This is a genomic window from Burkholderia sp. AU45388, assembly GCF_030481585.1.
GTDB classification, from domain to species: Bacteria; Pseudomonadota; Gammaproteobacteria; order Burkholderiales; family Burkholderiaceae; genus Burkholderia; species Burkholderia sola.
Map to the genome: position 1 here is coordinate 1 of NZ_JAUJPV010000049.1, position 4,415 is coordinate 4,415.

A 4,415-nucleotide genomic window follows, 5' to 3' on the forward strand; every position below is an offset into this window, starting at 1 on the left:
GCCCGTGCGTCGCGCCGAGGCGTGTTGTCGACGACGAGCAGCGCGTCGCACGCGTGCCGCCATCCGCGCAACGCGTCGAGCTGCGCGTCGCTCGGGTGATACAGGATCACGAGTGCGCCGAGTGTCGTCATGGTCTGCTCCTCAATGCCCGAACGAAGCCGCGGCGCCACGCCTGGGCCGCGTCAGCCACATCATCGCGGCGAGCACGAGACACGTCATGCTCGCCATCCAGAACATGTCGTTGGTCGCCATCATGTAGGCCTGCTGCATCACGACCTGATGCAGCGTCGTCAGCTCGCGCACGCCATCCACGCCCATCGCGTTCAGCGCATGCACGAAGCGCTGTGTATTCGCCGACGCGTGCGTGACCGATTGCGACACGACGTCGTAGTGATAGGTCGCGCGGTTGTCCCACAGCGTCACGCTCATCGCGGTGCCGAACGCGGCCGATAGCGTGCGCAGGAAATTCGACAGGCTCGACGCGGCGGCGAGCCGGTCGTCCGGAATGCGCGACAGCGTCGCGGCGGTCAGCGGAATGAAGAAGCACGGCAGCCCGATCCCCTGGATCAGCCCCGGCGCGGCGATCTGCGCGAACGTCATCTTCAGCGTGAAGTGCGCGTCCCACGCGAGCACGGCCGCGAACACGAGGAAGCCGAACGTCGCGAGCACGCGCGCATCGAAACGGTGCGCATGCAGCCCGACGAGGATCGAAAACACCAGCGCGAGCACGCCGAGCGACGCCGTCGCGAGCCCCGCGTGAAACGCGTTGTAGCCCATCACCGCCTGCATCCACAGCGGAAACACCACGCCGACCACGGAGAAGCTCATCATCCCGAGCGAGATGATCAGCACGCAGAACGAGAACGTACGGTCGCGAAACAGGCTCAGGTCGACCACCGGATGCGCTTCGCCCGCTTCCCAGATCAGCAGCGACACGATCGCGAGCGCCGCCACCACCGCGAGCGTGACGATCAGCGGCGAGTCGAACCAGCCGCGGTCGTGGCCGAGATCGAGCATCGCCTGCAGCGAGCCGACGCCGATCACGAGCAGCACGATGCCCGGCACGTCGATCGGCCCGGCCGCGCCGCGCCGCGCGTCGGGGCGCAGCATCGCGGTGCACACCGCGAACGAGAACAGTCCGATCGGCAAGTTGATCAGGAAGATCCACGGCCACGAGAAGTTGTCGACGATCCAGCCGCCGACCACCGGCCCGAAGATCGGCGCGAGCAGCACCGTCATCGCCCACAGCGCGAGCGCGATCGTGCGTTTGTCTGGCGGAAAGGTGCGCAGCAGGATCGTCTGCGACAGCGGCACCATCGGCCCCGAGCACAGCCCCTGCAGCGCGCGGCAAATCACGAGCACGTGCAGGTCGCGCGCGAGCCCGCACAGCAGCGACGTCAGCGTAAACAGCAGCACCGCGCCGACGAACAGCCGCAGCTCGCCGACGCGGCGGGCGAGCCAGCCGGTGAGCGGCACCGCGATCGCGGCCGCGACCGAATACGAGCTGATCACCCATGTGCCCTGGCTGTTCGATACGCCGAGGCTGCCGGAGATCGCCGGCACCGCGACGTTCGTCACGGTCGAGTCGAGCACTTCGATGAAGGTCGCGAGCGACAGCGCGAACGTCAGCAGCGCGAGCCGGATGCCGCGCACCGGCTGCGCGGCGGGCGCGGGCGCCGACGCCGACGCCGACGCGTCGAACGCGGACGGCGCGACGGGCCCGTCGTGCAGCGGCGACGCGGGACTCATGCGCCGGCCACCGCGACATCGGCCCGCGCGGCCGCCCGTCCGCGCGTGGGCACGAACCGTTCGATGAAATCGGCGGCCGTGCCGCAGCCGTCCGGCGCGGCCGCGAGCAGCGCACGCGTGCGCTCCGCATGTACCGCGAACGCGGGTTCGTCGAGCACGCGCGCGAGCGCCGCGCCGAGCCGCGCGCCGTCGACCGGGCCGTCGACGCGCACGCCGCAGCCGTTCGCGACGACGCGTTGCGCGTTGTCGAACTGATCGTGCGCGAACGGTGTGACGACCTGCACGATCCCGGCTTCGCATGCGAGCGCGGCCGTACCGATTCCGCCGTGATGCACGAGTGCGCGGCAACGCGGCAGCAGCGTGCGCATCGGCACGAAGCGGCGCACGAGCAGTCGGTCATCGCCCTGCACCGCATCGTGCGGCGTCAGCAAGATTCCGCGCGCGCCGGTCGCGCGCAGCGCGTCCGCCACCGCGCGCGCATAGGCCGCGTGATCGACGCGTGTCGAACCGGCCGTCAACACGACCGGGGCTTCGCCGGCCGCGAGAAACGCATCGAGTGCCACATCGTCGTCGGGTGTCGCGATATCGTTGAACAGCGGAAAACCGCTCTGCAGATGGTTCGACGGCCAGTCCGGCTGCGGCGGCGCGAACCACGGGGGAAACAGGCACAGCACGCCGTCGGTCGAATGCAGCCAGCGGCCGAGCACGCGCCGCGCGGGCGCAAGCCCGAGTTCGCGGCGCACCGCGTCGAGCGCCGGGCCGCACACGCGATCGAGCACCAGCCGCTCGATCAGCGTCATCAGCGCCGACTTCACCGCCAGCGGCCAGCGCGCGGGAATCGTCAGGCGCGGGTGAGTCGGCGGCGCATGCGCGGACAGCAGCGTCGACGGCGACACCTGCACCGACACGTAAGGCGTGCCGTGCAGCTCCTGCATGAAGCGCGCGGAAAACGCCCACAGCGTGCCGACCAGCACCGTGTCGGCATCGGTCAGCGCGCGCAGCGTGTCGTAATGCGGGCGCAGCGTCGGCGCGATCACCTGCCACAGCGTGCGGAACGATGTGCGCGGATCCCACAGCGCGGGGTTCGCCATCGCCGCGTCGTATTCCGCCGCGGTGCCGACCGGCACGAACGCGAACCCGCAGCGGCGCACGGCCGCCTCGAACGGCGCATGCGTGCAGAACACGACCTCGTGACCGCGCGCGGCGAGCGTGCGCGCGATGCCGAGCAGCGGATGCACGTCGCCTGCCGAGCCGATCGCGGTCACGATCATCTTCGCCATCGCGCGCCTCGCGGGTGTCAATAGAAACCGGGGATCAGCGCCGCGACCTCGCGGCGGTACTGCGCATACGCCGGCCCGAAATACCCGGTCAGCCAGCTCTCCTCGACGCGCACCTTGTACGCGAGCGACGCGAACACGAGCAGCACGCCGATCGCGCCGCGCCATTCGCCGCCAATCAGCGCGGCGCCGACCAGCGCGACCAGGCAGCCCGTATAGATCGGATGACGAACGAGTGCATACGGCCCCGTGCGCACGAGTTCGTGGTCTTCCTTCAGCGTGACCGACACGCTCCAGTTCGTGCCCAGGTGCAGCCGCGCCCACACCGAGAACAGCAGGCCGGCCACCAGCACCGCGAGCCCGCACTGCGCCTGCAGCCCAAAACGCTGCCAGTCGGGTACGAGCGCCGGCCACGACGGATCGGGCAGGATGATCAGCGCGCCGCCGACGATCAGCGGAATCGACTGCAGCGTGCGCGAGCGGGACGCCTCCTTGCGCACAGTCGCCTTGACACCCTGCGACGTGGCGATCCAGTAAGCGAGCCACGCGGCCCACGGAACGACGATGGCGATGGTCTGAACGATATTCACGGCTGGCCTGCCTCGTTGGGATGGGAATTCGGATGCGCGGGACGCGCCCGCTGCACGACGGACGGCGTCACGACGACAACGCGTGCAGCGGCGCGGGCACGCAAGCATGCGCGGCGGCGCGCGCGATGCCGGCCGCGGCCGGCGCTTCGTCGCAGAAGAAATCGAGCAACGCGGCGCGGGTGTATTCGCGCTGCGCACGGCCTTCGATGTCGAGAAAGTGACCGGCGTCCGGTACCGTCGCGAACCGCGCGCGCGGCACGTGCGCGCCGAGCTGGCGCACGTCGGCCGGCGTCGTGTATTCGTCGCGCTCGCCGTTCAGGAACAGCAGCTCGCAGCCGATGTTCGAGAACTCGCTGAAGTAACGCTCGGGCTGCAGCGACAGGATCTGATCGACGTGAAACGCGACCTGGTCCTGCTCGTCGCGCGGCAGGCGCGTGAGATACCGGTAGTTGTACAGCTTCATGATGCGCGGCAGATAGCGGCCGACGGTGTCGTTCAGCAACTGCGCGGCCTTCAGGTTCTCGCCGGCCGCGATGTGATCGCGGGCGCGCGTCACGTAATCGACCATTGCGTCGTTCAGGAACGGCGAGAACGAACAGATCGCCGCGCGCCGCACGCTCGGGCAGCCGCGCGCAAGCGCGAACAGCGACGCGACGCCGCCCCACGACACCGACACGAGGAACGCCGGCGCAAAGCGCTCGACGAGGTACTGAAGGATCGCGGCCTCGTCGTCCTTGGTCAGGATGAAGCAGCCGGGGTTGTGCTGGCGCGACTGCCCCGCATACGGCAGGTCGAAGCA

At 69.7% G+C, this 4,415-nt stretch carries 4 protein-coding genes and 1 pseudogene; all 5 read right to left on the reverse strand.

Translation table 11 applies throughout. The features are described from left to right. Positions 1-131 (reverse strand): annotated as a pseudogene (locus QZM72_RS35230) (glycosyltransferase family 2 protein); the annotation flags it as partial. Positions 132-141: 10 nt separating this feature from the next. Beyond that, positions 142-1,749 carry a DHA2 family efflux MFS transporter permease subunit gene (locus QZM72_RS35235; RefSeq protein ID WP_301740414.1) on the reverse strand — a complete coding sequence of 536 codons (1,608 nt, stop codon included), beginning with the start codon at positions 1,747-1,749 and terminating at the stop codon, positions 142-144. Next, positions 1,746-3,029 (reverse strand): glycosyltransferase, encoded by a 1,284-nt coding sequence (locus tag QZM72_RS35240; protein WP_301740415.1) that lies wholly within the window; start codon positions 3,027-3,029, stop codon positions 1,746-1,748. Before QZM72_RS35240 ends, QZM72_RS35235 begins: the two co-directional genes overlap by 4 nt. A 17-nt stretch (positions 3,030-3,046) precedes the next feature. Continuing rightward, positions 3,047-3,616 (reverse strand): isoprenylcysteine carboxylmethyltransferase family protein, encoded by a 570-nt coding sequence (locus QZM72_RS35245; RefSeq protein ID WP_301740416.1) that lies wholly within the window; start codon positions 3,614-3,616, stop codon positions 3,047-3,049. A 67-nt stretch (positions 3,617-3,683) separates the two neighbouring features. Next, a partial coding sequence (locus QZM72_RS35250; RefSeq protein ID WP_301740417.1) for an alpha/beta fold hydrolase occupies positions 3,684-4,415 on the reverse strand: 732 nt, incomplete at its 5' end.

Coding starts and splice junctions, on each gene's coding strand:
- QZM72_RS35235 (WP_301740414.1), bottom strand. CDS start 1,749: ATGAGTCCCGCGTCGCCGCTGCACGACGGGCCCGTCGCGCCGTCCGCG.
- QZM72_RS35240 (WP_301740415.1), bottom strand. CDS start 3,029: ATGGCGAAGATGATCGTGACCGCGATCGGCTCGGCAGGCGACGTGCAT.